Below are 24,643 nucleotides of genomic sequence, written 5' to 3'. Positions count from 1 at the left end.
CAGGAACAAATAAAAGAAGCTCGCAACAATGTGCGGTAAGGACAATTCGACATGAGCCAGAACGCCGGCAACACAAGCAAGGTGGATAAGCTACTCGCTGAGCAACGTGACTACATCGCAAGACGGGAAGCTGGTTACCGCGAGCGCGCGCTGAAAATGTATCCCTGGGTTTGTGGGCGCTGCGCACGCGAGTTCACCCGCATCAATTTACGAGAGTTGACGGTACATCATGTCGATCACGACCACGATAACAACCCCGCTGATGGCAGTAACTGGGAGCTGTTATGTGTGTACTGTCACGATGAAGAACATAGTAAATTTGAGGATTTCGTGCGTTACGGTGGCAGTTCTGAGAAAAGGCGGGAAGCGGCTACGCACAGCCCGTTTGCCGGCCTCAAGGAAGCCCTCGAAAAGAAACTGGAGAGCCCGGATTAGGTCGACTGCCCATGCAGTCGGTAACAATTCTTGCCGCTGGCTTTCGCAGCGTACATTGCTCTATCCGCTTTGCTGATCAGAGTATCAATATCGGCGCCGTCTCTTGGGTAGATCGAAATACCAATGCTCGCCCCCACTCTGGCAACGCTTTCGCCGAAATCGAAAGCGTTTGAAATACTTTCAATGATGTTCGAAGCAACCGTTTCCGCGCCGCTCTCTGATATGCCACCATCCAACTGAATGATGAATTCATCACCACCAAACCGCGCAATGGAATCAGAATCTCTAATACAATTTTTTAAAAGCACGCTGATCTGCCGGAGCAAATCGTCGCCCGCTTTGTGGCCAAAAGTATCATTAATGGTTTTAAATCCATCAATATCAATAAAAAGCAAGGCATTTTTCTCGCCATTTCTGTGTGCACTGGCAATCATGGATGTGCTCAGGTTTTTAAACAGCCTCATGTTTGCCAAACCTGTTAGGCCGTCATACATCGAATTTTTGTAAAAAAGATCTTTTTCTGCATGCACCAAACCAATTAATATCGTCGAAATTATCGATACAGAAAAAATGAGCTGAACCTCAAGCAAACCATAATACGAATAACCAAATAAAACATACATGGCGAGCGTAAAAACATTGCCAATAAAGGCATACATCAATCCTGTTCCTAAACCCCACTTAACAGCGGTCCAGATAATGGGAACCAGAACAAGATAGTAATAAGTGGAAAAATTCTCACTGAACATTCCCAGGGAAACCACAAAAAATGACAAAAAAAGTATAATAAAAAGAGCAATAATTTTCTCGGGTCGTAAAACGTTGCGCTCAACATCCGACTTCAGAGCGTCCCAACCTATAGTTTTGAGATATAAATAAAATATAAAAATAGGCAAAGCTGTAAGCGAACCCGTTAAATTCCCGACTAAAAACAATGATACTGATTCAAACCAATCAGTACTGAACGGATTCCCAAGCTCCTGAGAACTCATCAAAAATATAGTCGCTGACAAAAATGCCGTCACTATAGAAGTCAGTATCAATAAATAAAAAAATGTAGCATTAAGCGTAAGTTTTTTTGGATGAATCTTTCCTAATAACAAACCAGCAGAACCATAAATGACCAGCTGGCGAATATCTGGAATAAATAAATTCAAGTCGTAATTCAATATATCACGATGTGGTAAGCCACCGATAATTATTGCTATGAAATAAACAGGAATATATTTTGCCCCGAATAAATAAATCAAGAGCATTGCAAAACCGGATGGAGGATAAAATATACTAACGTTTTCTGTCACTGAAAAAAGATACGCCACCTGATTCAGAGACCAAAAAGAAACAATAAAGAATACTGAATTAAACAAGTATGACTTTGCAGTCGAACTGCCAAAATTAACGTCTGATTTCTCTACTGAATCAATCATTCTACAACGCTCAGTAAACAAAAATCGTTAGCTTTAGCAGCTTTCTTCTTTGACTGCTTCGAAGGACCGATGTCTATATAGTTACACGACACATTGGCCCCACGAAGGTACCCGAAAAGCCAGCCCTCCTGCAACTACCCCGTTGAGAATCGACCGACCTTCCTACCGCATCATTTTTGGCCAAACGCCTACCTAGTCTTCAACCTGGCTCTCGTCATCGAGAATGAGCCTGACTTCTTCTGCGTCCAGAACCTGAGCCTCGTAGGTCAGTCCCTGAGCCTCGATAACTCGAACGAAAGCCTTCAGATGGCTTTTCGAGCCGTCGAGCAAGTTCGAATAGGCAAGTGTGATTGCCCTCTCATCGGTCTGGCTGATGGCGACCAGAATATCGCGCATGTCTTTTTCTTCAATAAGGCCGCCAACATGGAGTGCGTCGATAAACGAGGTTTTTCCTTTGGCCACGAGCTCATTGTAAAGCGCCTGAAGTTCCTGGTTGGTGAATACGCCAATGGTGTCGTTTACAACAGGATCCTCTACTCCAAACTTGCGCAGCAGATAGTCAACGGTGCTGGTGTGTGTCTCTTCTGACACAGCTATTCGGGCAAAAACCTGTGTCTGCGAGCCCCAGTGCTGATCCAGAGTCAGATACACATCTCTGGCCAGTTTTTCTTCTTCTCGCATATACTGCAGGTCGCTGGTTTCAATATCCGTCAACTCGGTTGACTGCACCTGATTCAAACCCTTGCCAGCGCCACCATGCTTCGGTCCGCCTGCCGCCATGGCCATCCCGCCCACAAAAAGAGATGCGATAACAGCTGCGCTCATTAAAGGTCTAATCTTCATATTTACTTCCTCTTGGGTTCCGACATTCAATCTACTTACTTATATTATGCTCTCGGAATATAAATGTGGGGCATTAAATAAAATCAAAATATCTGTAACCTTTAAAATGATATTTTTATTATAATAATTAATGAAAATTGACAGAGGTCAATATAGATATTAATAATTCCATGAATGTTATGCTTTACATTAAAGGTCCTTAAATCGGTTTTGATCTATGATTACAAGCCATACACACAGGAGACTGCCATGAAGAATTTCCCAGCACATTTTGAAGAACTGAATACCTGGATGGGCAAGCTTGGTGCTGCCATTCCGGATGTCATGCAAGGCTTTGGCGCCTTGCACAAGGCGAGCCTCTCAGACGGAGCACTGGATGGAAAAACCAAGGAGTTGATCGCGCTGGGAATTGCAATCACGGTGCGCTGTGATGGCTGCATCTCGTTCCACGTGCACGATGCCTTGATGGCAGGAGCCTCCAGGGAAGAAATCGCAGAGACCGTGTCGGTCGCGATTCTGATGGGAGGCGGGCCTTCTATGGTCTACGGTATTGAGGCCATGCAGGCAACAGAACAGTTCATGGAGCGTTCGAGCCAGGGCGACTCATAACCTGCTGCTTATAGAGGGGCTTTGGCGGGTTTTACACAACAGCCCGCCAAAACCTCAGTATGTGCCCCTTGAACGGCTTTTCCAGATAATCGGTATGCTCAGGCTTCTCTTGTGAAAAGCTGTACCCGTGGCTTTCCATCCGCCTGCAAAATTTATTCTTGCGGCCTCTTCCCGGATCAACCACTACTACTTCACAGGTCGTGTTGGAGTGCTTGTGAATGAAGTCAGCCAAGAGATCTATATGCTCGTCTTCATATAACAGGTCACTGCCAATAATGATGTCAAACAAGCCGAGATCACTGGCCTCATCCGACCAGCTAATACGCTGATAGCCGATAGCCTTTCCATGATTGAGCTGTGTGTTTCGCTCAAGAAAAACGCCCACTTCCGGGTGATAATCGGTTGCCGTGATATCGTCGTTGCGTTGGTTCAGCAACAGGCTGGACAGCGCCATTCCACAACCGATTTCAAGAATTCTCTTACCCTCCGTTTTATGGCACGCAATGTAATGCGCAAGTACCAGGCTTGAAGGCCAGATAACGCCAAAAATCGGCCAGGCTGCAGACGAAATGCCTAATTTGAGAGCGATGTCATTCGGGTCATCGAACTGCTGGTTGTCACGCAGCGTGCAAACGTGAATGTCCACGTTGCCGAACTCAATGGTTTGATAGCGAAGTCGCAGAGGCGATGTCATTGGTTCGCCAAATCCTCAAGGAAAGCCTGAATTCTCTCGGCGTTGGTGCCAAGGTCGCTCTTCCCTACCCTTGATGCGGAACGCATATCTACCTTCACACCGCTTTGTGTTTCAGCCATGCGGATTACAACATCGTCTTTGAAACCGAACCAGCGGGTGGTCGCGGTGGCTTCAATGGTGTTGGCAGTGGTTCCGGCAATTTCCCAGCCCCGCGCCTGAATGGTCGATTTGGCAGCTTCCATAGCGCTGGTCATGGGCATGCTGAGGTTAATTGCCTTTAGCTGCGGATAGGCGGCCTGTTGCTGGCGTGCAGTTTCCGCACCCGGATAATCCACTGCATTGGGTGCTTCCTCACGGGCGGCGGCCAGCAATGTGAAGGCGGGTGGGTTGTTCATATCTGTTGTGATGTCGTGGATAGGCGGCACGCTCTGGGCACGCTGCTTCATCTGCATTGGCATGGCGATCATGGCGACAACGGCTATGCAGACCAGAGCTCCCACAATTGCCGGGCGCCAGCGGCGAAGAACACCTGCAAGCACCAGGGTTATCAGCCCCAACACTGCCGCACCTGCTGCCAGCTGCGCACCCTGGCGCAACCACGTGAATGAGGTGCCCAACTGTATCAGCTCAGCCCTGTAGACTGGCCCGGCAGCTGCCATCAGCACTCCTGCGGTGATGAGCAGAATCACAGCAAGCCAGGCAGTAATCACAGGCCATTTTCCGCCACGGCGGATAGAGTTTGATTTTGACAGCATTCTGGTTCCTTTTTCGCTGAGCATCATAAAGCCGGATAAAGAAAATCGCACCGCTACCTTTACGTACACTCACCTTAGCCCGATTACCGTGGCTTTGATATGCTGAGCAGGGCGGTAGATCATGCATTTTGACAGGAGCTACATTATGGCTGGTGGCTGGGCCCGAGATGGTGCGGTGCAGGATCAGATTGACGCGAGTGTTGAGGATGCCGTAGCCGAGGCGCGAAGCCGGCTGGGCACGGGCGAAAGCGCAGAATTCTGCGAGGAGTGCGACTGCCCTATTCCGGAGGCGAGGCGCAAAGCCATTCCCGGTGTCCGCCTGTGTGTAAACTGCCAGGCGGCACTAGAAAAGCAGAAAATGGCATCGGGCGGCATCAACCGCCGAGGCAGCAAAGACAGCCAGCTGCGATAGCCGGGCGGAACGCCCGGCTCCGGTTAATACTCGACAGTCTCACCGGCGTCGCGTTTTGCCGCCAGCACCCTGACGCGTTCGAAATCTTCTTCACTGAACACACCGTTCACGCCGGATATGGCCGCGAGTTCCATTCCGTGTTTCAGGCCCAGTTTGTAGATATCCCGAACCTTTTCCCACTCAATGTTACGCCCCAGTGTGAAGTTCTCGAAACGGCCTTCCAGGGCCAGAACGATGGTTTCTGCCAGGCAGGCATAGGCTACCCCTTCAGGCAGGCCAATGTTTTTCATATGCACGTCGCCCGGAAGCTGAACCTCTCCGGATTCGATCACCAGCACGTCGGGGCGTTTTGCCACATCTTGTGCCGATATATCCAGTGGGCGAGCCACATCAGTGATCACACAGCCGGGCTTAACCCTGGTGATATCCAGGATTCGTTTACCTGCACCGGAGGTGGCTGTCACGATCATGTCCATGTCTTCGATATCGCGATCTGCGGAGCCGGCCACATGCACAATGGCCCCTGGGGTCTCCTGTTCAATGCTTTCTTTCAGGGCAAGCAGCTTGGCGGGCTCCGGCGCCGCCAGGTATATCTCATCCACCGCCTTGGCGAGCAGGCGTGCGCAAACTGATCCAATTGCACCCGTTGCGCCCACAACCATGGCTTTTCCAGCCATTTTTCCACTTTTACCAATTTTAGCGCGGTTGATCATTTTCACCGCATCCTTGGCGGCCCAAAGAGCCCCGGACGCGCTGTAGCTGTTACCTGTGGTAATGGGAAGTGGCGCCCGTTTCGCTACGGTAATACCGGCGTCTCCCACTACTTTGGTAAATGCACCCAGGCCCATGATCTGTGCGCCCAGCTTTTTCGCCAGGTTGGCCGCTGCCAGTAACCGGCTGTAGGTAAATTCAGGGTCGTGCGCCATAATTTCCTTAGGCGTGCCGCCTACGGTAATCAACCACCCCTCCACCTCGTCTCCTGTGGGCGATTTGATACCGGTAACTTTCGAGTAGATAAACGGCGGAGAGTAGGCCACGGCCTTTTCTACCAGGTTCATTACCATCGGCGGTGACACATTGGCTACCCAATCCAGCGGTCGTGTCTTGGTGAGGTACTGCTGTGACAGCGGGTGAATCACGAAGGCAAACCGGTTTATCCTGCGATAGCCGTTCGGGTAGAGAATACGGGGCTCGATACCCAGACTCTGAATAACATTAAGATAGTCATCTGCACCCAGCTGTTCGGGGGAACGAGAAAGCGCGGCACTGATCATCGCTTCCATCACGTTCACACCTACGGGACGACCTTCCAGCCAGGGGCTGTAATCAACTACCATCGCAACCTTGCGGGCGCGCATCCAGTCCATCGCCGCTTCCGACACACGGGAAGTAATGATGGTTTTACCGTCCAGCTCCTTATCGGTGAAATTCTCCAGATCGCCCATGTGGGCAACGATCACATGAGCATCTTTCACCGCTTGGTGCAGGGAACCTTTGATTAAACCCTCACCAAGGCGATACAACGGCGTGCGGAGCGCGGTTTCGACCATCTTCACAGCTGATGGGCGGAACATGATCGGAGCCGTCAGTGAACTATAGGTTTCAAGCTGTTTAAGCGAAGTAAGTAAGCGCGGCACGCCGAAGTCCATGTATGGGTCGGCAAAAAACAGGTTTTCGGTATGCTCGGAGAGCGCTTTTGCTACACGGTAGCCGGCCTGCCCGTTCATGAAGAGTACCCGGGCATTATCAAAGAAGTGGCCCAGCTCCGACTGGGTATGGCGCACCGCCCACTCCTGAAGGATGCCCCGCAATCCGGATCCGCTGGTTATCGGCTTGTCGGGAATGCAGGCTTCCAGTCTGGCGGTATCCGGATGTTCCAGTTGCACCGAGCCAACCTTGTAATGATCAGATACCATGCTGAGGCCAAAGGCATCCGCCCGATCATGATAAGTCTTCAGCAGCGATACTGCGCGAGAGAGGTCACCGTCGGTTCCCGCGCGAATAACCCGGAAGGACTGCCCCAGAAACTCCGTTTCGAGATCGTAATCGTATTCGGATGAGCCCTGACTTACGCTAATAACTGTCTTCATACCCAGTCCTTGTTCTTGTCGTACCTTAGTTGTGGTCAGCGTATGGCATTATCTGAAAAATTGCCTTAGCTCAGATCAAATTATGACCCGTATCGCAGCGCCAGCAACCAATGAACGGACTACACTGATGAAATAAGAGAGCTGGAACAGATCACATCATTCATCATGGCACAGGAGTGAGCATGAGTATTCAAAACGAATTGAATTCAACGATTCAAAGCCTTGTTCAGCCAGGCAAGGGAATTCTTGCCGCGGATGAAAGCCATCCCACCATTGCAAAGCGTTTCAAAGCGGTTGGTGTTGAATCCACGGAAGACCTGCGCCGTGAATATCGCAGCCTGATCTTCTCCTCACCCGGGCTTGGGGAATTCGTCAGTGGCGTAATTCTTTTTGAAGAAACCCTTGGCCAGAACAGTCTGGATAATGTGTCGATCCCCAAGCTGCTGGAAAGCCAGGGCATTGTGCCGGGCATTAAGGTCGACAAAGGGAAAAAGCCACTGATTAACGCGCCGGGGGATGAAATAACCTACGGGCTGGACGGCCTCGACGACCGCCTGGCGATCTACAAAAGCCAGGGCGCCCGCTTTGCCAAATGGCGCGCTGTATACAACATCTCTGACGCCCTGCCCTCACGCCAGGCGGTGGAGGCTAACGCCGAAATGCTGGCTCGCTATGCTGCACTCTGCCAGTCCGTTGGCATTGTCCCGATTGTGGAGCCGGAAGTGCTGATTGACGGAAACCACTCTATCGAGCGTTCTGCGGAAGTGAACGAAGTGGTGATTGCGGAGGTTTTCAATGCCCTGCGCCGCCACCGTGTGCAACTTGAAACCATGATTCTCAAACCCAGCATGGTAACCCCGGGCAAAGAGTGTGCGAAAGCTTCTCCGGAAGAGGTGGCGGAAGCCACTTTGCGGGTTTTTCGGAGAGTTGTGCCGGCCGCCGTACCGGGCATCAATTTTCTTTCCGGAGGCCAGACACCCGAAGAAGCCACTCTCAACCTGAACGCCATGAACAGCCGTGGAGCACAACCCTGGAGCCTGAGTTTTTCCTACGGCCGGGCCCTGCAAGAACCCGCGCAGAAGGCTTGGGCAGGAAAGCTGGACAACGCACAAGCTGTCCAGCATGCCATGCTTGAGCGGGCAAGGCTCAACGGCGCAGCCTGTTCAGGAAGCTACAGAGCGGATATGGAAGGCTGATCTCAGTCACACCCGCTCGAACAGCCACCGTCGCCGTTGAAGGCGATGGTGCGCCCACTTAGCGGAACATGCATGGGGACTTTTACCAGGTCCCTGAACAAGGCGGTTTTCGTGCCCTGCTTCAGCTCTCCACCAGATGTAGCTGGCTCATTGGCATGGGAGGCAATGACGGCTTTCGGATCGATCAGATCATTGATCACGTAAGCCGCCTCTTTGGGCCCGGTAGTAAAGTTATCACCAATATTCATCACCACCAGCTCAGCCCCGTAATGGTCGTTCACTACCAGCTTCTGCTCGGCCGTAATACCGGTATCCCCGGAGAGATAGACCACCAGACCATTTGAAAAAGTCAGCACGTAACCGGTTGGTGGCCCCACGCTCGCGCCTACGCCTGCGGCTTTCAGGTACTCCGCCAGCGGGCCGGTGAGGAAGGATGGTGAAACCCCGTTACTGTGAACTGCGGGGACGGTCGTGATGGCCACACCACCAACGTTCACCTCCGCACCGAAGCGCACCAGTATGGAGTTGGCTGGATCACCGCCGGCGGCTTCAAGCTTGGCGGCGAAAAACGCCGGCATTTCGCTGCCGGTGACAATCTTTGCCTGTTTTTTCACCGCTATATCCACGGTATTGGACTGCGGCAGAGTGACCACCGGGAATTCCGGCCCACCGCAGTTACCGGCGTTGGTTTCTTTGATACGACGGTCGCCCAGGTGGTCGCCGTGCATGTGCGAAACCAGAACCACGTCAATTTTGCCAAGGCGGGGATCATCAGGACCAGCAACAGTGCGGCCAGCATCATAAAGAATGCGGGTACCGTTGGGATCTTCAAACACCATGGCCCGGTCCAGCGCACAGAACTCGCCATCATGGCTTCCCAAAGGCGTGACCTTGACATCACCCTCTGCAGCGACTGCACCGGACACCAGCCCAAGCGACAGACAAACTCCGCTCAGAAGCCCTTTCAAGGCCCCGGATTTCAGTTTTTTGGTCATCAAAGATCCCTCCTTCGTGGTTTTGTTTTTACAGACCACAATGTTTACGAACACAGACCAACTCTGTACCAGTGTAGTTCGCAATCAGGAAAGACAACGAAGAAATGGTGAGAAAAAGCAGGCTTCAGGCGGCGCACTCTGCCCTGCGTGATAGTGGGATCTTTTGCTCAAGGCAGTCGAGCATTGGCGCTACTTCCCGGATTTTACGGGCGTCCTGCCAGATTGCCTCAGCTTCCGGAAAGCCCTGTCGCAGGAAGTTCATCCACTGTTTGATACGGCCGGTGACGTACTTGTCTTCAAGCCAGCCTTGCAGCACTTCCGCATACTCCCGAACCAGAGCTACCGCCTCGGGCCAGGTCATATCCGCAATTTCAACGCCCTCTTGACTCGCTTTGATCTTGCGAGCCAGGTCCGGCCTGGCAATCAGGCCCCGGCCGATCATCACATCGTCGCAACCAGACACTTCCCGGCAACGCCAATAGTCCGCCACTGTCCAGATCTCGCCGTTGGCAATGACATGAGCCGATACCGCCTCACGAACTCTGGCAATCTCTTCCCAGTAGGCCGGTGGCTTGTAACCATCCACCTTGCTGCGCGCGTGAATAACGATCTCCTCTGCACCGGCGGCTTCCAGCGCCTGAGCGCAGGCAACGCCCATAGAGCGGTCGTCATACCCAAGGCGCATTTTTGCAGTGACTGGCACACCCGCGGGAACGGCCTTGCGAACGGCAGCTGCAATCTCATGCATCAACTCTGGCTCACGCATCAGCACACAGCCACCTTTATGCTTGTTCACTGTTTTCGCAGGGCAACCGAAATTGATATCCACTTGGGTAGCGCCCAATTCCGCGGCTTTAAGCCCATGCAGGCCCATCTGTTCCGGATCCGAACCCAATAGTTGAACAGCCACCGGCGTACCTACCTGAGTGAGCGACTGGTTATGAAGCTCGGGCGCATACTTATAGAAAATCCGGGGCGGTAGCATGCCGTGGGTCACGCGAATAAACTCGGTAACGCACCGGTCAATCCCGCCGACTTTGGTCAGGGTTTCGCGGATAGGTGCGTCGACCAGTCCTTCCATGGGAGCAAGGATGATTCGCATGAAAACTCCAGAAGCTGAAAGACAGAATGAGAGTGCAGCTGATCAAAAATCAGGCGGAGAGGATTGTAAGGAATATAAAGAAAAGTTGATAGCCGGGCACTCCTTTAAACGAGTGCCCGGCCTGTTGCCTTCGAATTACTTCTGTACGTCGAAACGGTCTGCGTTCATGACCTTGGTCCAGGCAGCAATGAAGTCTTTAACAAACTTCTCCTGGTTATCATCCTGGGCGTACACCTCAGCGTACGATCGCAGGATGGAGTTAGAACCAAACACCAGGTCGACGCGGCTCGCGGTCCACTTGAGCTGATCGGTTTCGCGGTCACGAATCTCATAGAGATTGTTGCCCGCAGGCTTCCAGGTGTTGCCCATGTCGGTCAGGTTAACGAAGAAATCATTCGTCAACTGACCCTCCCGGCCGGTCCAGATTCCGTGTTTGGTTCCGTCGTAATTGGTTCCAAGCATGCGCATACCGCCAATAAGAACGGTCATTTCCGGTGCTGTCAGGCCCATCAATTGCGCGCGATCCAGCATCAGTTCTTCCGCTTTGACCACATAATCCTTCTTCAGCCAGTTGCGGAACGCATCCGCTACCGGTTCCAGCGGCTCGAAAGAATCCGCATCCGTCATCTCATCGGTGGCATCGCCACGCCCTTTAAGGAACGGTACGCGAACGTTATAGCCGGCGGCTTTCGCAGCCTTCTCGATTCCCACGCTGCCTGCCAGAACAATGACATCGGCTACGCTGGCACCTGTGTCGGCAGAAATCTGCTCATACACCTTGAGAACCTTCGCCAGACGGGCTGGTTCGTTGCCTTCCCAGTCTTTCTGCGGAGCCAGGCGAATGCGGGCACCGTTTGCACCACCGCGCATGTCTGAACCACGGTAGGTTCTAGCGCTGTCCCAGGCGGTGCTGACCATGTCGCCAATGCTCAGACCACTTTCGGCAATCTTTACTTTGACCACTTCTTCGCAGTAGTCAGTGCGACCGGCTGGAATCGGGTCTTGCCAGATCAGCTCTTCGGCCGGAACTTCCGGGCCAATGTAACGGGCTTTCGGCCCCAGATCACGGTGAGTCAGCTTGAACCATGCCCTGGCAAAAGTGTCCTTGAAGTACTGAGGATCTGCCATGAACTTTTCGCAGATAGCCCGGTACTTCGGGTCCATCTTCATAGCCATATCCGCATCGGTCATGATCGGGTTATGACGCACCGAGGGGTCACTGGCATCAACCGGCTTTACCTCATCCGGCATATCAATGGGTTCCCATTGCTGGGCGCCGGCCGGGCTCTTTTTCAGCTCCCACTCGTAGCCAAACAACAGCTCAAAGTAACCCATATCAAAAACAGTCGGGTTCGTTGTCCAGGCACCTTCAATGCCCGAAGACACCGCACCACTGGCCGTACCATCCCAATTCGGGTTACTCCAACCCATGCCCTGCTCTTCCACATCGCAGGCTTCAGGCTCAGCGCCAAGCGCGCTGGCGTCGCCATTGCCGTGGCATTTGCCAACAGTATGTCCGCCAGCCGTCAATGCAGCTGTTTCTTCATCGTCCATGGCCATGCGGGCGAAAGTCACACGCACTTGCTCTGCAGTTTTCAGCGGATCCGGCTTACCGTTTACGCCTTCCGGATTCACATAAATCAGGCCCATCTGTACGGCAGCCAGCGGGTTTTCCATAGTGTCTGGCTTATCTACATCTTCATAACGCTCATCTGACGGCGCCAGCCACTCTTTCTCTGCACCCCAGTAAATATCTTTCTCCGGGTGCCAGATGTCTTCGCGGCCAAAGGAGAAACCGTAGGAAGGCAGGCCCATGGATTCATAGGCCACCGTGCCGGCCATGATAATCAGGTCTGCCCAGCTGATCTTGTTGCCATACTTCTTTTTGATCGGCCACAACAAACGGCGGGCTTTATCAAGGCTGACGTTATCTGGCCAGGAGCTTATCGGTGCAAAGCGCTGGTTACCGGTACCGCCACCTCCACGGCCATCCGCAATACGATAGGTGCCCGCTGAGTGCCAGGCCATACGGATCATCAAGCCACCATAGTGACCCCAGTCTGCCGGCCACCAGTCCTGGCTGTCCGTCATCAGGGCGTGGAGATCTTTTTTGATACCATCAAAATCGAGAGTTTTGACTTCTTCACGGTAATCAAAGTCTTCACCAAGCGGATTGGTCTTGCGGTCATGCTGGTGCAGGATGTCGAGATTGAGCCCCTCTGGCCACCAACTCGTTACGTTACGGCTGGTGGTTGAATTGGCGCCATGCATCACAGGGCATTTTCCGCCGGAATTACTCTGAGTCATAGTGTTCTCCTTTTCCTGCCTCATCGGCAGGTATCGATTGCTTCAAAAACAGGTTAGTCCCTTGGAGCACATCAAAAACAATTAATTAAAAATAAAATGTTGAGAGTTTTTGAATATCGATAAACGAAAGATCATAGTCTTTCGATGGAGGAGTACTTGCCGGCGTCGTCGAACAGGATACGAAATGATCCCCGAACGCCGTCGCGGAGGTAGAAGCGGGAGAGGATTCGAGCCGGGAAACGGACAGAGCGTCCGTCCCGGGCACGGGTGTGAACATCGGTAGCAACACCCTGATAGAGCTTTATCCACTCATCAGGGCTGATGCTGATATCCACAATAATCTGCTGCATGGACTTAGTTAGCCAGTTCCAGCAACAGACGGTTCAGGCGAGTCACGTAGGCACCCGGATCCTGCAGCTGTTCGCCGCTGGCCAGTGTAGCCTGATCCAGAAGAACCGCGGAGAGCTCGTTGAAGCGCTCATCGCCCTTTTCGCTTTCAAGGCGCTGAACCAGCGGGTGATCCACGTTGATTTCGAAGATCGGCTTGCTGTCCGGAACCTTCTGGCCCGCCGCTTCCATGATCTTCTTCATCTGGGCGCCCATATCAAAATCGCCGGTAACCAGGCAGGCTGGTGAGTCAGTCAGACGATTGGTTACCCGCACGTCCTGAACCCGATCGGTGAGTGCTGTTTTAATGCGCTCCAGCAGATCTTTATGTTCTTCGGCAGCGTCTTCCTTGTGCTTTTTGTCTTCCTCGGTTTCCACGTCGCCAAGATCAAGATCGCCGCGGGCGACGTCCTGGAATGACTTACCGTCATACTCGTTCAGGTAACCCATCATCCACTCGTCAATACGATCAGAGAGGATCAGCACTTCAATACCTTTCTTGCGGAAGACCTCAAGGTGCGGGCTGCTCTTGGCAGCCATGAAGTTGTCGGCGGTGATGTAATAGATCTTGCTCTGACCTTCTTTCATGCGCTCGATGTACTGGTCGAGAGATACGTTCTGAGCGCTTTCACCGGTATGCGTTGTCGCAAAGCGCAACAGGCCGGCAATCTTCTCGCGGTTGCTGAAATCTTCCGCCGGGCCTTCTTTCAAAACGGTACCAAACTCGCCCCAGAACTTCTGGTAGGCATCGGCATCTTTCTTGGCCAGCTTTGAGAGCATATCCAGCACGCGCTTGGTGGCCGCGGTGCGGATGCTGTCCACGGTGGCGTCGTTCTGCAGAATTTCACGAGAGACGTTCAGGGACAGATCGTTTGAGTCCACCACACCTTTGGCAAAGCGCAGGTACAACGGCAGGAACTGTTCCGCATCGTCCATGATGAACACGCGCTGCACATAGAGCTTCAGGCCACGGGGCGCATCACGGTTATACATATCAAACGGTGCACGGGCCGGGATGTACAGCAGGCTGGTGTAGTCCAGTTTGCCTTCAACTTTGTTGTGGGACCAGGTCAGCGGGTCTTCAAAATCGTGGGCAATGTGCTTGTAGAACTCTTTATACTCTTCGTCTTTGATTTCGGTACGGGGCAGAGTCCAGAGCGCGGTTGCGTCGTTAACAGTTTCGTCTTTGACCTCTTCGCCTTCTTCGCTCGGCTCGGATTTCATGATGACCGGGAAGGAGATGTGGTCAGAGTACTTCTTCACCAGATTGCGCAGGCGGTAGCCATCAGCAAATTCGGTGGCTTCCGGCTTCAGGTGAATAACGATTTCGGTGCCGCGCTTTTCGCGAGCAACCTGCTCGATGGTGAATTCACCGTCTCCGGCGGATTGCCAATGCACACCTTCTTCTGCTGGCGCGCCTGCACGGCGGGTAAATACGTCTACTTTGTCGGCAACGATGAAGGCGGAGTAAAAGCCTACGCCGAACTGGCCGATGAGTTTGCTGTCTTTCTTTTCGTCTCCGGAGAGCTGCTGAAGAAATTCTGCTGTGCCTGAGCGGGCGATGGTGCCCAGGTTCTGAACAACGTCATCCCGGGTCATGCCGATGCCGTTGTCAGCCAATGTGATGGTGTTGGCTTCTTTGTCGAAGTCCAGGCGGATTTGCAGCTCTGAGTCGCCTTCGTAAAGGCCGTCGTCTTTTACGGCGGCGAAGCGCATTTTATCGGCGGCATCGGAGGCATTGGAAATCAGCTCGCGGAGGAAGATTTCTTTGTTTGAGTACAGGGAATGGATCATCAGGTGAAGTAGCTGCTTCACTTCGGTCTGAAAACCCAGAGTTTCTTTTTGCGTTTCAACCGTCATTTATTTGTCTCTCCTGCATGGAACATGTGCGAGGGGACACGGGAGCGAAGGCCCCTCGCTCCCGCGTCATCCGACTTGGGAATCAGTCATGCACAAAAAGTGGGGGCGCTCCGGGGCATTTCAAGCCCCGGAGTGGAAAGCGGATTCGTCTTCTAACAGGAAGAGCGCCCTTGCCGTCGAAATCGGCTTGGAACGGGATTAATCGGGTCGGTTCGAATTTGATCGTTCATTCGGAACAAACCTGTAGTTCGGGTGTTGGTTCTGGAGCACCGGTGTTTAAAGCCGGCAGCAGCCGTGTAATTATAGATGTCAGGAATTCAATCACAGGAGTCGAGAGTGAAAAACACCGTCTTGCAACGCTGTTTTCCGATCATAACGCTTATGCTGCTGCTTGCGGGATGCTCTGTAAACCCGGTAACCGGCGAGCGACAACTTTCCCTGATTGGAGAGGGCCAGGAGCTCGCCATTGGTGCCGAGCAGTATACGCCCACGCAGCAGACTCAGGGCGGGCAATTCTACATTGATCCTGAGCTTACGCTATACGTGAGTGAGGTTGGTCAGAAACTGGCGCGGGTAAGCGATCGCCCCGACCTGCCCTACGAATTCGTGGTGCTCAACAGCAGCGTGCCTAACGCATGGGCCTTGCCCGGAGGCAAGATAGCCATCAATCGTGGGCTGCTGACCAAGTTTGAAGATGAAGCCCAACTGGCTTCCGTGCTTGGCCACGAGATTGTTCACGCAGCAGCGAGCCACAGCATTCAGCGTATGCAACAGGGCATGCTGATCAGCGCGGGCGTCGCTGGTCTGGGTTTTGCGCTGTCTGACAATGAGTGGGCGGGGTTGCTTATGGGTGGCGCAGCCATAGGGGCACAGCTTGCCCTGGCGCAATACGGCCAGGGCGATGAGCTGGAATCGGATCACTACGGCATTATTTATATGAAAAGGGCCGGCTACGATCCGCAGGCCGCCGTGGAGATGCAGGAGATTTTTCTTGATCTTTCCAAGGGCCAGCAGGCGGGGTTTGTGGACGGTCTCTTTGCTACACACCCACCTTCAGCCAAGCGCGTTAGCGAGAACAGCAAACTGGTCGCCAAGATAGGTGGCGGTGGCTACCGCGGTGCAGACGTCTATAAAAAGAAAACGGCGACCCTGCGCAAGGTCCAGCCCGCCTACGACGCTTATGATGAAGCCATGAAGCTGGCCTCCGACGGCGACATGAATGCGGCGCTTGAAAAAGTTAACGAGGCCATCAAGCTTTTGCCCCGCGAAGCCATGTTCTATTCCCTGCGTGGCCGTATCTACCAGGAACAGGACAAACACGACCAGGCCTCAGCTGATTTCGACAAGGCCGTGTCTCTGTACCCCGAAATGTTTGTGTATCGTCTGCATAACGGCCTGACAGCGCTGAAGCTCAACAATCTTGACAAGGCGCGGGAGAACCTGTCCCGGGCCAATCAGGTTGTGCCTACTTCAATTGCATTCCTGCGCCTCGGAGACATAGCGGTTAAAGAAAACAACCGCAAGGACGCCATCGCCTATTACAGCACAGCGGCGGAATCCTCTGGCGCAATTGCTGAGGAAGCCCGCCAAAAGCTGGCTGCGCTCACTCAATAAAGTCACGGAGAGGTGAATCCTGAAAGGCCGAAACTTGTTGATTTTCGGCTTTTTTTATTTCTTGGCCAATCGCTTGTCTGTAAAGAGCAGGTTTATCGTCATTATGAACATTGACTTCTAGAGCAATAACTCTAAAAATCAGTTATCAATAACCAGATTCAGGTGAAGGGCATGTTAGCAAAACGTATCCAGCCTATGGCTTCTCAGGCAAAGCGCCTGTATGTCGAGTTGATGTTCCAGGTTATGGGGCGGGCTCTTCAGGCGGTCAGTGAAGTTGATAGCGAGGTGCAGGCAGAAGCGAAAGCGCTTCCGAAAGGGTTTCTGTTTGAGATGATGGTGATGCCCAGTGGCTCAAAACTGATTGTGGAACATATCGGCGAGGGCCGTTTCCATTACCATGGGGACTCCGCTCCCCGGCCGGTGGACGTTTCTATTCAGTTCAAACACCTTACTCACGCTTTTCTGGTGCTGTCGTTCCAGGAAAAAACCTCCGTCGCATTTGCCAATGACCGTATGCTGGTAGATGGCGATGTAAGCTATGCGGTGCGGATGACCCGCGTCCTCAACCGGCTTGAATCGTTCATTCTTCCAAAGATCATTGCCAAGCGCGCTGTGAAAGAATACCCGGTAAACCTTCACCTGCCGGAAAAACTGATCAGCGCCGCCCAGATTTACCTGAAGGTTGCCACTCACTTTGTCCAGTCAGCGAGAGCATAATGACCAACACTTACTATGAGTTCTTCTGCCCGGTAAAGGTTATTGCCGGCAAAGCCGCCCTTGAACATATCCCCTACGAGCTGAGCGGGCTGGGCGCCAAGCGCCCGATGATTGTGACCGACAAGGGCGTCCGTGCCGCCGGCCTGCTGGACCCGGTAATCGCAGCCTGCGAAGAAAGCGGCCTGGACATTGTCTGCATTTATGATGATGTGCCACCGGATTCCTCAACCACCGTGGTTCGTGATATCGCTGCCGTTTACCGAAAGGAAAAATGCGACTCCATCATTGCGATTGGTGGTGGCTCCGCTATTGACACAGGTAAAGCGGTTAATATTCTGGTTTCTGAAGGCGGTACAGACATCGCGAAATACTCAGGTGCCGGCGTGATCAAGCATCCGCTCAAGCCGTTTTTTGTGGTGCCCACCACAGCAGGAACCGGTTCGGAAGTCACGTCTATTGCAGTGATTACAGACGAGAAAAAGGGTGTGAAATTACCCTTCACTTCGTCATTCCTGCTGCCCAACGCGGCGATTATCGACCCGCGTATGACGTTGACGTTACCGCCTCACATTACAGCGGCAACAGCCATGGATGCCATGACTCACGCGGTTGAGTCCTTCACCTGCATGGCAAAAAATCCGCTGAGTGATGCCTACGCTACAGCAGCTATCAAGAAAGTAAGCCAGTCGCTGCTGCAGGTTATGGACAATCCGAAAGATAGCGACGGCAGGCTGGAACTGGCGCAGGCGTCCACCATGGCGGGCATTGCGTTTTCCAATTCCATGGTCGGGCTGGTGCATTCCCTTGGCCATGCTACGGGCGCCATTTGCCATCTGCCCCATGGCCTGTGCATGAGCCTGTATCTACCTTATGTGCTCGAGTACAACCTCGAGACCATCCGCCAGCCGCTGGGCGAGCTTTTGCTATATCTGGAAGGGCCGGAGGTATACGCCGCCACGCCAGCCAGCCGCCGCGCAGAAGCCAGTATTTCAGCACTGCGCAAGTTGAGAGATGCGCTGTACAAGCGCTGCCAGCTGCCCCGGACATTGAAAGAGACAGGCAAGGTGAACGAGGATCAACTGGATCATATCGCCGAAATGGCGCTGGACGATGGTTCCATAATGTTCAATCCGAAAGAAGTGACGCTGAAGGATGCCCGCGCCGTACTACAACGTGCCTGGGCCTGACATTTCTGAATGCTGAAAACAAGGCCCGGCAGCATGCCAGGCCTTGTACTTGAAAAAACCACACGTTTCGCTCCTATCATTGAAATTGTCAGGCAATCGGGTAACATTAACCCTCTTTCTGGCAGGGATATAGCCGGGTCAGTTCTTTCACGGACAACATTGCCCGCAGAGAGTCCCTCTTGATGAAGCATTCAAAACACCAAGGGCTTAAAGCCTTCTCAAGACGTTCTGCCTTTACCTTTTTTCTCTTATTCTTTTTCCTGAGCTCCAGCGCAGCCAGCGAAAGCGGCCGGAAAATTTTCCACTTCAACATTTCGCCGGATGGCTACCCACCCTACATGATTGTGGATCAGGAAGCGCCCTCAGGGATTATGTGGGACGTGGTTACGCTGATTTCCGAGCGCATGGGGTACACAATTGTCGCAAAAAAAATTCCCCGCAAACGTGTTGATCAGATGTTGCTGGATGGCTACATAGATGGCACATCCCGAGCCATAGAATGGACACACGAGCCTGAGAGTTTTCTGTTTACAGATCCGGTAGTTGATATTCAGGAAGTTTTCTTCACGCCAAAGCACAATGGCGAGACGTACCATTCACCGGAAGACCTTTTTTCCAAAACAGTCGTAACCCATCTGGGATATCTGTATCCCGAACTCGAGCCACATTTTGAATCCGGCGCAATAAAGCGCTTTGACGTTCCCCGGGAAAGGGACATGTTCAACTTTTTACTTCATGGCGATCGCTTTGACGCCGCTGTGGTCGATGTTCTCGTAGGCAAATGGATTCTGAGAAACGAAGGGTTGCAGGAGCACTTTACCGTATCTTCCGGAAGCATGAGCTCCTACGGCTACCGTGTGATGCTCCGCAAGGAGAACCAGTCTTTTGCAGATGAGTTCAATGCTCAGCTTGCGCGTATTCGCAAGAATGGAGAACTTGACGCCATCCTCGCGAACTATCGGTAAGCAGCCATAGCCGCTTACCGCAATTCCTGCTTTACTCGAGCCGTCTTAGCAGGAGCATTGGCGAGACACTCAACACAGGCCTCAACTGCCAACGTCCGAACAGCGCCAGAACCAAAGCACTGATCACCGGAATAGGCAATACGACCTGCCAATGCCAGCTGAAAGCACCCTCAAACATCCGGAACTGTAAGGCCCAAACTGCAGCCTCCGCCGCTGCTACTCCGAGAATCCCGGCAAAACCACCTAGCAAAGCAAACTCCAGCATGGTGCTTCTTACCAACAACCTCTGGCGACCGCCAAGCGTGCGCAAGAGTGCCCCTTCCCTCTGACGATCCTGAAGCGTGGCGCTGACAACCGCCGCCATCACAACCAACGCCGCCGCCAATATCAGCACAAGAATCGCTTCTATAGCCTGGGTAACCTGCCGGACAATCTCTTGTATACGCTCAATAACGTTGTCGATTTCCAATAACGACACAGTCGGGAATCGCCGGGAGAATTCATTCAGCTCGCTTTTTCGATCTCTGGGCAGGTGGAAGCTGGTTATCCAGGTGGCGGGCATATCGGTCAGGCCGCCTTCCGGTGGAAAAGCCATGTAGAAGTTGGGTTTCATGCTGTCCCACTGAACCGTGCGGATACTCGTGACTGTTTCGGTGACCTTGTCAGAACCTATTGTGAACGTAAGCTCATCACCCAGCACAAGCCCGAGCTTACCTGCCAGTTCTGACTCCACGGACACACCGTCGGTTTGACCATCCTCAAACCAGCTGCCCTCCACAATAGAGTTGTCATCCGGAAGCGAGGGCATCCAGGTGAGGTTCAGTTCCCGGTTTAGAGCCCCCACCCGCTGGTCTTTACTCACCACTTCTTTTACCGGCTGACCGTTCAATTCTGTCAATCGGCCACGCACCATGGGGTAAAGCTGATCCAGTGGCTGGCCGCGCTCTTCCCAGTAGCCGGCAACTTCATCCACCGCATCCGGGGCAATGTTGATCAGGAAATGGTTGGGTGCGTCGTCCGGGAGCTGGGCCTGCCAGTCGTCCAGCAAGGAGGTGCGCACGAGGATCAGCGTTGTTGCGAGCATGAGCGTCATGGCAAACACCGCAATTTGCGAGAGGCTGGCGCGGCGATGGCGATACAGCCCGACCAAAGCCAGGCGCCAGGACTGCCCACCACCGCGAACTTTCCGGAGGGTTGCGACAAGAATTCCGCCCAACAAACCCAGAGCACCCAGCAGCAACGCAAGACCGCCAAGCAGGGAAACCACCAGTGAAAGCTCACCGGCGTACATCCACACCAGACCGAACACTGCCACTATGGCGATCAGCATATCCGGCAGAGCTTCCCGACCTGTCTCGCCCGGCTGGCTGCGCAACACGCGCATTGCCGGCACGTTTCGAAGGCGTCGAATGGGCGGATAAGCAAAAGCAAACAGTGAAACCACCGCTGTCAGCAGTGCTGGAGCGAGCGCGGACGAATCCAGCTGGAACTCGACAGGCCTGTCCAACGCCTGACCGAGAAGCTGGGTAAGCAGCCAGAACAGAGGCACAGCGACCAGAAGGCCACCGATCATGCCGGTTACCCCCCAGAGCGCGAGCCGCTTCAGATAGAGCCGACCAATCCCGGAACTGCCCAGGCCCAGAGTTTTAAGAAGCGCCACAGTATCGCGCTGGGATAGCGCGTACTGCCGGCTCGCAACAGCGACCGCTACAGCAGCCAGCAGGACAGCCAGGCTACCACCCAGAAGCAGGAAGCTTTCAGCACGGTCGAGAGACCGTGAAAAAGTTTCACCATCACGAACGCCTTCCCACTCGTGGCTGGGCTCCAGCTGCGGCTGAAGCCATTGATAGTAGCCGTCAAGCGCCGCTTCATTGCCCGCAAACAGGTAAATGTATTCCACCCGGCTGCCTTCCTGAATGACACCGGTAGAAGCCACGTCATCCACGTGCATCATCACCCGTGGCGCGAGTGCAGACAGGCTGAAGCCGCCGTCTGGCTCCCGCAGCAACAAACCCGACACCGTCAGATTCCGGCTTCCTACTTCAAGAGTGTCACCGATCTGAATATCCAGTAGCCGAAGCAACCTGGGATTAATCCAGACTTCTCCCGGTACCGGCCCGCTTTGTACCTGTAACCGGGAACCCTCGGATGCACCCTGAATTTCCAGTTCACCGCGCAATGGATACTCATTGCTGACGGCCTTGATCGAAACAAGCTGGAAAGCATCGCTGCCGAACACCATGGTAGAGAACTCCACCATGCGACCGGTTTCAAGCCCGCGTTCCACAGCTTCTGTAATCCACTGCTCGGGCACCGGGCGCCCGTTTTCTGCTTCCAGTTGTCGATCTGCGGCCAGGAAGGAGCTTGCAGAAGAAACCAGAGTGCGTTGTAACTGACTGGCGAACAGGGCAATGGTGGCAACCGTAGCCACGGCAATAATAAGTGCCGCAAGCACCACTCGCACATCACGCTCACGCCAGTCGCGGCGTACTGACATCAGCTTTTTTGCAGCAGCCATCAGTCAGCAAGCTCCATTTCTTCAACCGGCTCGGTCAGCTCGCCGGCCTCAATATGAAACTGCCTGGCACAACGAGCGGCCAGCTGTTCATCGTGGGTAACCATCACCAAGGTGGTGCCCTGCTCCTGGTTTAACGCCATCAGCAAATCCGATATTTCCTGGCCGGTGCGGTTATCAAGATTGCCGGTGGGCTCATCGGCAAACAGAATCACAGGGTCGGAAGCAAATGCCCTCGCAATAGCAACCCGCTGCTGCTCTCCGCCGGAAAGCTGCCTGGGCGTGTGGGTAAGCCGTTCACCCAGTCCCACCCGCTCGAGGAGCTCACGGGCGCGTTTTTCCGGCGCATCCATACCGGCAAGCTCCAGCGGCAACATGACGTTTTCCAGAGCGGTCAATGCCGGAAGCAGCTGGAACGACTGGAATACGAACCCTACCCGGTGGGCACGTAATTTGGCCCGTTCATCTTCACTCAGACCGCTGATGATCGATCCGTCAAGTTCAACGGTTCCCTCAGTTGGTGTATCGAGGCCGGCGAGCAAACCCAGCAATGTGGTTTTCCCGGAACCGGAGCGGCCAACGATGGCTACGGATTCTCCCCGATTGATTTCAAGGCTGACCCCCTTCAAGATCGTGAGCGTATCTGTCTCCAGGCTTACGCGATGGGTCAGGTTTTCAACTTGCAGCATTGTGCGCTGGCTATCAGGGTTTATAGTCTGCATCTTGCTCACGGGGCTCCCGGTAAAAACACGTTCATTTATCAGGGTATACGAATTTTTATGCATACGGTGTTGCTGTACGTCAGATCAATTACATTCCTTCTGGTGGCATTCTTTGCCATGCCTTTGATGGCGGGCCAGCAAACGCTTCTGGTTGTGGGTGACAGCCTCAGTGCCGCCTACGGCGTGCCGTCGGAGACAGCCTGGGTTCAACTTCTGCGTGAACGATTGCAAGGTAACGGCCTGAGCAACTGGAATGTGATAAATGCCAGCATTAGCGGCGAAACCACAGACGGCGGTGCCCGCCGGCTGCCCGATTTGCTTGAGAAGAATAACCCCTCCGTGGTCATTATCGAGTTGGGTGGTAATGACGGTCTCCGCGGCTTCCCCCCCGGCGTGATCAAATCCAATCTTGCATCGATGGTTGAAAACGTTCAGAACTCAGGTGCCCGCGCCATCCTGGTTGGTATGCAGATACCCCCTAACTATGGCCAGCGCTACACTCAGATGTTTGCCGACATCTTTCCAGCGCTGTCAGACAGCTATGACACCGCTCTGGTTCCCTTCTTTCTGGACGGAATCTACGACAAAGCGAATCTGATGCAGAGCGACGGCATTCACCCCACGGCAGAAGCTCAACCCAGGCTGCTTGAGAATGTGTGGCCAGTGCTCGAACCGTTCCTTGAGTAGAGTGGAGTCAAACCACACCCTGAAGGAACGCGAGAGCCCTGCGTTCAGACCAGTAATACCCGTCATTGCCGTGTTCTACAAACCCGACATGACCACCCCATTTTGGCACGTCCAGACGCACATGGGCACCGAGCTCTGCCCGGGATTCCGGAAAGCATTTTTGTGACAGAAACGGATCGTCCGCTGCGTTCACCATCAGAGCCGGAACCCGGATATCTTTAAGTCGGCCCAAGGCAGAACATTGAGCCCAGTAATCGGGGGCTGATTTGAATCCGTGCAGCGGCGCTGTGTAACGATCATCGAATTCATGAAAGCTATGAATCGCATCAAAATTGGAAACATCAATAAGATCAGGGAATTTTTGCGCCTTTTCGCCCATTTTTATCCGCAGATCTCGCAAAAACCTCTGCATATAAATCTTCCGGCTGGGCAGTGCCAGCATATCCGCGCTGCCCGCCAGATCGCAGGGTACTGAATAGGTAACCGCGCCACAGATCCGGCTGTCAATCTGCTCGCCCTGTTCACCCAGATAGAGCAGCGTCAGGTTCCCCCCCATGCTGAATCCAGACAAAAACACGGTCCCGTAACCCCGGGCCAGGCCATGATCCACAACCTGACGCAGGTCTTCTGTGGCCCCGCTATGATAAAACCTTGGCTGCAGGTTCATAACGCCGCCACAGGAGCGGAAATTCCAGGCCAGAACATCCCAGCCTTCTGCCAACAAGGCCCGCGTCAGCCCCAATACATAGGGCCGCCGGCTATGCCCTTCCAGCCCGTGGGAGACAATGGCCAGACGGTTGCTACCCTGGCGATGCCAGTCCAGATGTAACTCATCCTCGTCGGGAGTTGAAAGCACTTCCGGTTCCGGATTCTCCACTCGAACCTTGCGAAACAACGCCGGCCACACAGACTGAACATGACCGCTGCGCAACCAGGGAGGAGGACGATATTGATGAGCCATACTGCAGTACAAATTTTGACCTTTTATATCAGGGGGTTGACCGGCTAATTCAAAGCGCTTAATATGCCGCCCGACTTGATGCTGTTCCCCGATAGCTCAGTTGGTAGAGCAACGGACTGTTAATCCGTTTGTCGCTGGTTCGAGCCCAGCTCGGGGAGCCACT

Annotated in this window: 22 protein-coding genes and 1 tRNA gene; 10 read left to right on the top strand and 13 right to left on the bottom strand. The window is 53.5% G+C overall.

All coding sequences use genetic code 11. The features are described from left to right. Positions 1 to 51: 51 nt before the first annotated feature. Positions 52 to 435: a YajD family HNH nuclease gene (locus ACN0RL_RS15385; RefSeq protein ID WP_417518344.1), complete on the top strand. Its 384-nt coding sequence runs from the start codon at positions 52 to 54 to the stop codon at positions 433 to 435. Here the strand turns inward: ACN0RL_RS15385 and ACN0RL_RS15380 are convergent. Further along, the gene (locus ACN0RL_RS15380; RefSeq protein ID WP_417518342.1) at positions 432 to 1,862 is read right to left on the bottom strand and encodes a diguanylate cyclase domain-containing protein; all 1,431 of its coding nucleotides are present in this window, start codon (positions 1,860 to 1,862) and stop codon (positions 432 to 434) included. The two genes, ACN0RL_RS15385 and ACN0RL_RS15380, sit on opposite strands and share 4 nt — an antisense overlap. Positions 1,863 to 2,054: 192 nt before the next feature. Next, positions 2,055 to 2,705, bottom strand: coding sequence for a DUF2202 domain-containing protein (locus tag ACN0RL_RS15375; protein ID WP_417518340.1), 651 nt, complete (start codon positions 2,703 to 2,705; stop codon positions 2,055 to 2,057). 249 nt (positions 2,706 to 2,954) lie between these two features. On the opposite strand from ACN0RL_RS15375, the gene ACN0RL_RS15370 reads away from it, so the two are divergent. Continuing rightward, positions 2,955 to 3,314: a carboxymuconolactone decarboxylase family protein gene (locus ACN0RL_RS15370; protein ID WP_417518338.1), complete on the top strand. Its 360-nt coding sequence runs from the start codon at positions 2,955 to 2,957 to the stop codon at positions 3,312 to 3,314. Between the two features lie 31 nt (positions 3,315 to 3,345). On the opposite strand, the gene ACN0RL_RS15365 is transcribed toward ACN0RL_RS15370, so the two are convergent. Further along, positions 3,346 to 4,008, bottom strand: coding sequence for a class I SAM-dependent methyltransferase (locus tag ACN0RL_RS15365; protein ID WP_417518336.1), 663 nt, complete (start codon positions 4,006 to 4,008; stop codon positions 3,346 to 3,348). Beyond that, positions 4,005 to 4,763, bottom strand: a complete 759-nt coding sequence (locus ACN0RL_RS15360) for a DUF1499 domain-containing protein (protein ID WP_417518334.1) — start codon at positions 4,761 to 4,763, stop codon at positions 4,005 to 4,007. The genes ACN0RL_RS15365 and ACN0RL_RS15360 overlap by 4 nt, the downstream gene beginning before the upstream one ends. A 145-nt stretch (positions 4,764 to 4,908) precedes the next feature. On the opposite strand from ACN0RL_RS15360, the gene ACN0RL_RS15355 reads away from it, so the two are divergent. Further along, positions 4,909 to 5,175 (top strand): DksA/TraR family C4-type zinc finger protein, encoded by a 267-nt coding sequence (locus tag ACN0RL_RS15355; protein WP_417518332.1) that lies wholly within the window; start codon positions 4,909 to 4,911, stop codon positions 5,173 to 5,175. Positions 5,176 to 5,198: 23 nt separating this feature from the next. Here the strand turns inward: ACN0RL_RS15355 and ACN0RL_RS15350 are convergent, their stop codons facing one another. Beyond that, complete coding sequence (locus tag ACN0RL_RS15350; RefSeq protein WP_417518330.1) at positions 5,199 to 7,265, bottom strand: dehydrogenase; 2,067 nt, start codon at positions 7,263 to 7,265, stop codon at positions 5,199 to 5,201. A 182-nt stretch (positions 7,266 to 7,447) separates the two neighbouring features. Between ACN0RL_RS15350 and ACN0RL_RS15345 the strand changes: the two genes are divergently transcribed. Then, complete coding sequence (locus ACN0RL_RS15345) at positions 7,448 to 8,461, top strand: class I fructose-bisphosphate aldolase (RefSeq protein ID WP_417518328.1); 1,014 nt, start codon at positions 7,448 to 7,450, stop codon at positions 8,459 to 8,461. Between the two features lie 2 nt (positions 8,462 to 8,463). Here ACN0RL_RS15345 and ACN0RL_RS15340 read toward each other — a convergent pair whose 3' ends face one another. The 5 genes from ACN0RL_RS15340 to htpG all read right to left on the bottom strand — a co-directional run bounded on the left by ACN0RL_RS15340 (position 8,464) and on the right by htpG (position 15,112). Continuing rightward, complete coding sequence (locus tag ACN0RL_RS15340; protein WP_417518326.1) at positions 8,464 to 9,456, bottom strand: MBL fold metallo-hydrolase; 993 nt, start codon at positions 9,454 to 9,456, stop codon at positions 8,464 to 8,466. Positions 9,457 to 9,580: 124 nt separating this feature from the next. Next, the gene (locus tag ACN0RL_RS15335; RefSeq protein WP_417518324.1) at positions 9,581 to 10,558 is read right to left on the bottom strand and encodes a tRNA dihydrouridine synthase; all 978 of its coding nucleotides are present in this window, start codon (positions 10,556 to 10,558) and stop codon (positions 9,581 to 9,583) included. A 135-nt stretch (positions 10,559 to 10,693) separates the two neighbouring features. After that, positions 10,694 to 12,865, bottom strand: a complete 2,172-nt coding sequence (gene katG / locus ACN0RL_RS15330; RefSeq protein ID WP_417518322.1) for a catalase/peroxidase HPI — start codon at positions 12,863 to 12,865, stop codon at positions 10,694 to 10,696. A 131-nt stretch (positions 12,866 to 12,996) separates the two neighbouring features. Beyond that, on the bottom strand, positions 12,997 to 13,215 hold the full coding sequence (locus tag ACN0RL_RS15325) for a DUF2835 domain-containing protein (RefSeq protein WP_417518320.1): 219 nt from the start codon (positions 13,213 to 13,215) through the stop codon (positions 12,997 to 12,999). Positions 13,216 to 13,219: 4 nt separating this feature from the next. After that, a complete protein-coding gene (gene htpG / locus ACN0RL_RS15320) occupies positions 13,220 to 15,112 on the bottom strand; it encodes a molecular chaperone HtpG (RefSeq protein WP_417518318.1) in 1,893 nt (630 codons plus the stop codon). Positions 15,113 to 15,493: 381 nt separating this feature from the next. Here htpG and ACN0RL_RS15315 point away from each other — a divergent pair, with 381 nt between their 5' ends. From ACN0RL_RS15315 to ACN0RL_RS15300, 4 genes are all read left to right on the top strand, one after another. Continuing rightward, positions 15,494 to 16,726 (top strand): M48 family metalloprotease, encoded by a 1,233-nt coding sequence (locus ACN0RL_RS15315; RefSeq protein ID WP_417518398.1) that lies wholly within the window; start codon positions 15,494 to 15,496, stop codon positions 16,724 to 16,726. Positions 16,727 to 16,897: 171 nt separating this feature from the next. Next, on the top strand, positions 16,898 to 17,443 hold the full coding sequence (locus ACN0RL_RS15310) for a hypothetical protein (protein WP_417518316.1): 546 nt from the start codon (positions 16,898 to 16,900) through the stop codon (positions 17,441 to 17,443). Beyond that, the gene (locus ACN0RL_RS15305; RefSeq protein WP_417518314.1) at positions 17,443 to 18,630 is read left to right on the top strand and encodes an iron-containing alcohol dehydrogenase; all 1,188 of its coding nucleotides are present in this window, start codon (positions 17,443 to 17,445) and stop codon (positions 18,628 to 18,630) included. Before ACN0RL_RS15310 ends, ACN0RL_RS15305 begins: the two co-directional genes overlap by 1 nt. Positions 18,631 to 18,812: 182 nt before the next feature. Then, positions 18,813 to 19,595 (top strand): substrate-binding periplasmic protein, encoded by a 783-nt coding sequence (locus ACN0RL_RS15300; protein WP_417518312.1) that lies wholly within the window; start codon positions 18,813 to 18,815, stop codon positions 19,593 to 19,595. A 31-nt stretch (positions 19,596 to 19,626) separates the two neighbouring features. Here ACN0RL_RS15300 and ACN0RL_RS15295 read toward each other — a convergent pair whose 3' ends face one another. Further along, the gene (locus tag ACN0RL_RS15295; RefSeq protein ID WP_417518310.1) at positions 19,627 to 22,113 is read right to left on the bottom strand and encodes an ABC transporter permease; all 2,487 of its coding nucleotides are present in this window, start codon (positions 22,111 to 22,113) and stop codon (positions 19,627 to 19,629) included. Then, positions 22,113 to 22,832: an ABC transporter ATP-binding protein gene (locus tag ACN0RL_RS15290; protein WP_417518396.1), complete on the bottom strand. Its 720-nt coding sequence runs from the start codon at positions 22,830 to 22,832 to the stop codon at positions 22,113 to 22,115. Before ACN0RL_RS15290 ends, ACN0RL_RS15295 begins: the two co-directional genes overlap by 1 nt. Positions 22,833 to 22,889: 57 nt before the next feature. Here ACN0RL_RS15290 and ACN0RL_RS15285 point away from each other — a divergent pair, with 57 nt between their 5' ends. Further along, positions 22,890 to 23,519, top strand: coding sequence for an arylesterase (locus ACN0RL_RS15285; RefSeq protein WP_417518308.1), 630 nt, complete (start codon positions 22,890 to 22,892; stop codon positions 23,517 to 23,519). A 7-nt stretch (positions 23,520 to 23,526) separates the two neighbouring features. On the opposite strand, the gene ACN0RL_RS15280 is transcribed toward ACN0RL_RS15285, so the two are convergent. Next, positions 23,527 to 24,375, bottom strand: coding sequence for a YheT family hydrolase (locus ACN0RL_RS15280; protein WP_417518307.1), 849 nt, complete (start codon positions 24,373 to 24,375; stop codon positions 23,527 to 23,529). A 190-nt stretch (positions 24,376 to 24,565) separates the two neighbouring features. Here ACN0RL_RS15280 and ACN0RL_RS15275 point away from each other — a divergent pair. After that, positions 24,566 to 24,641, top strand: a tRNA-Asn gene (locus ACN0RL_RS15275). The last annotated feature ends 2 nt before the right edge of the window (positions 24,642 to 24,643 follow it).

Origin of the sequence: Marinobacter sp., assembly GCF_048259445.1 — a bacterium.
Taxonomy (GTDB): Bacteria; Pseudomonadota; Gammaproteobacteria; order Pseudomonadales; family Oleiphilaceae; genus Marinobacter.
Note: the sequence above shows the minus strand (reverse complement) of the source record. Positions and strands in the feature narration are given on the sequence as shown.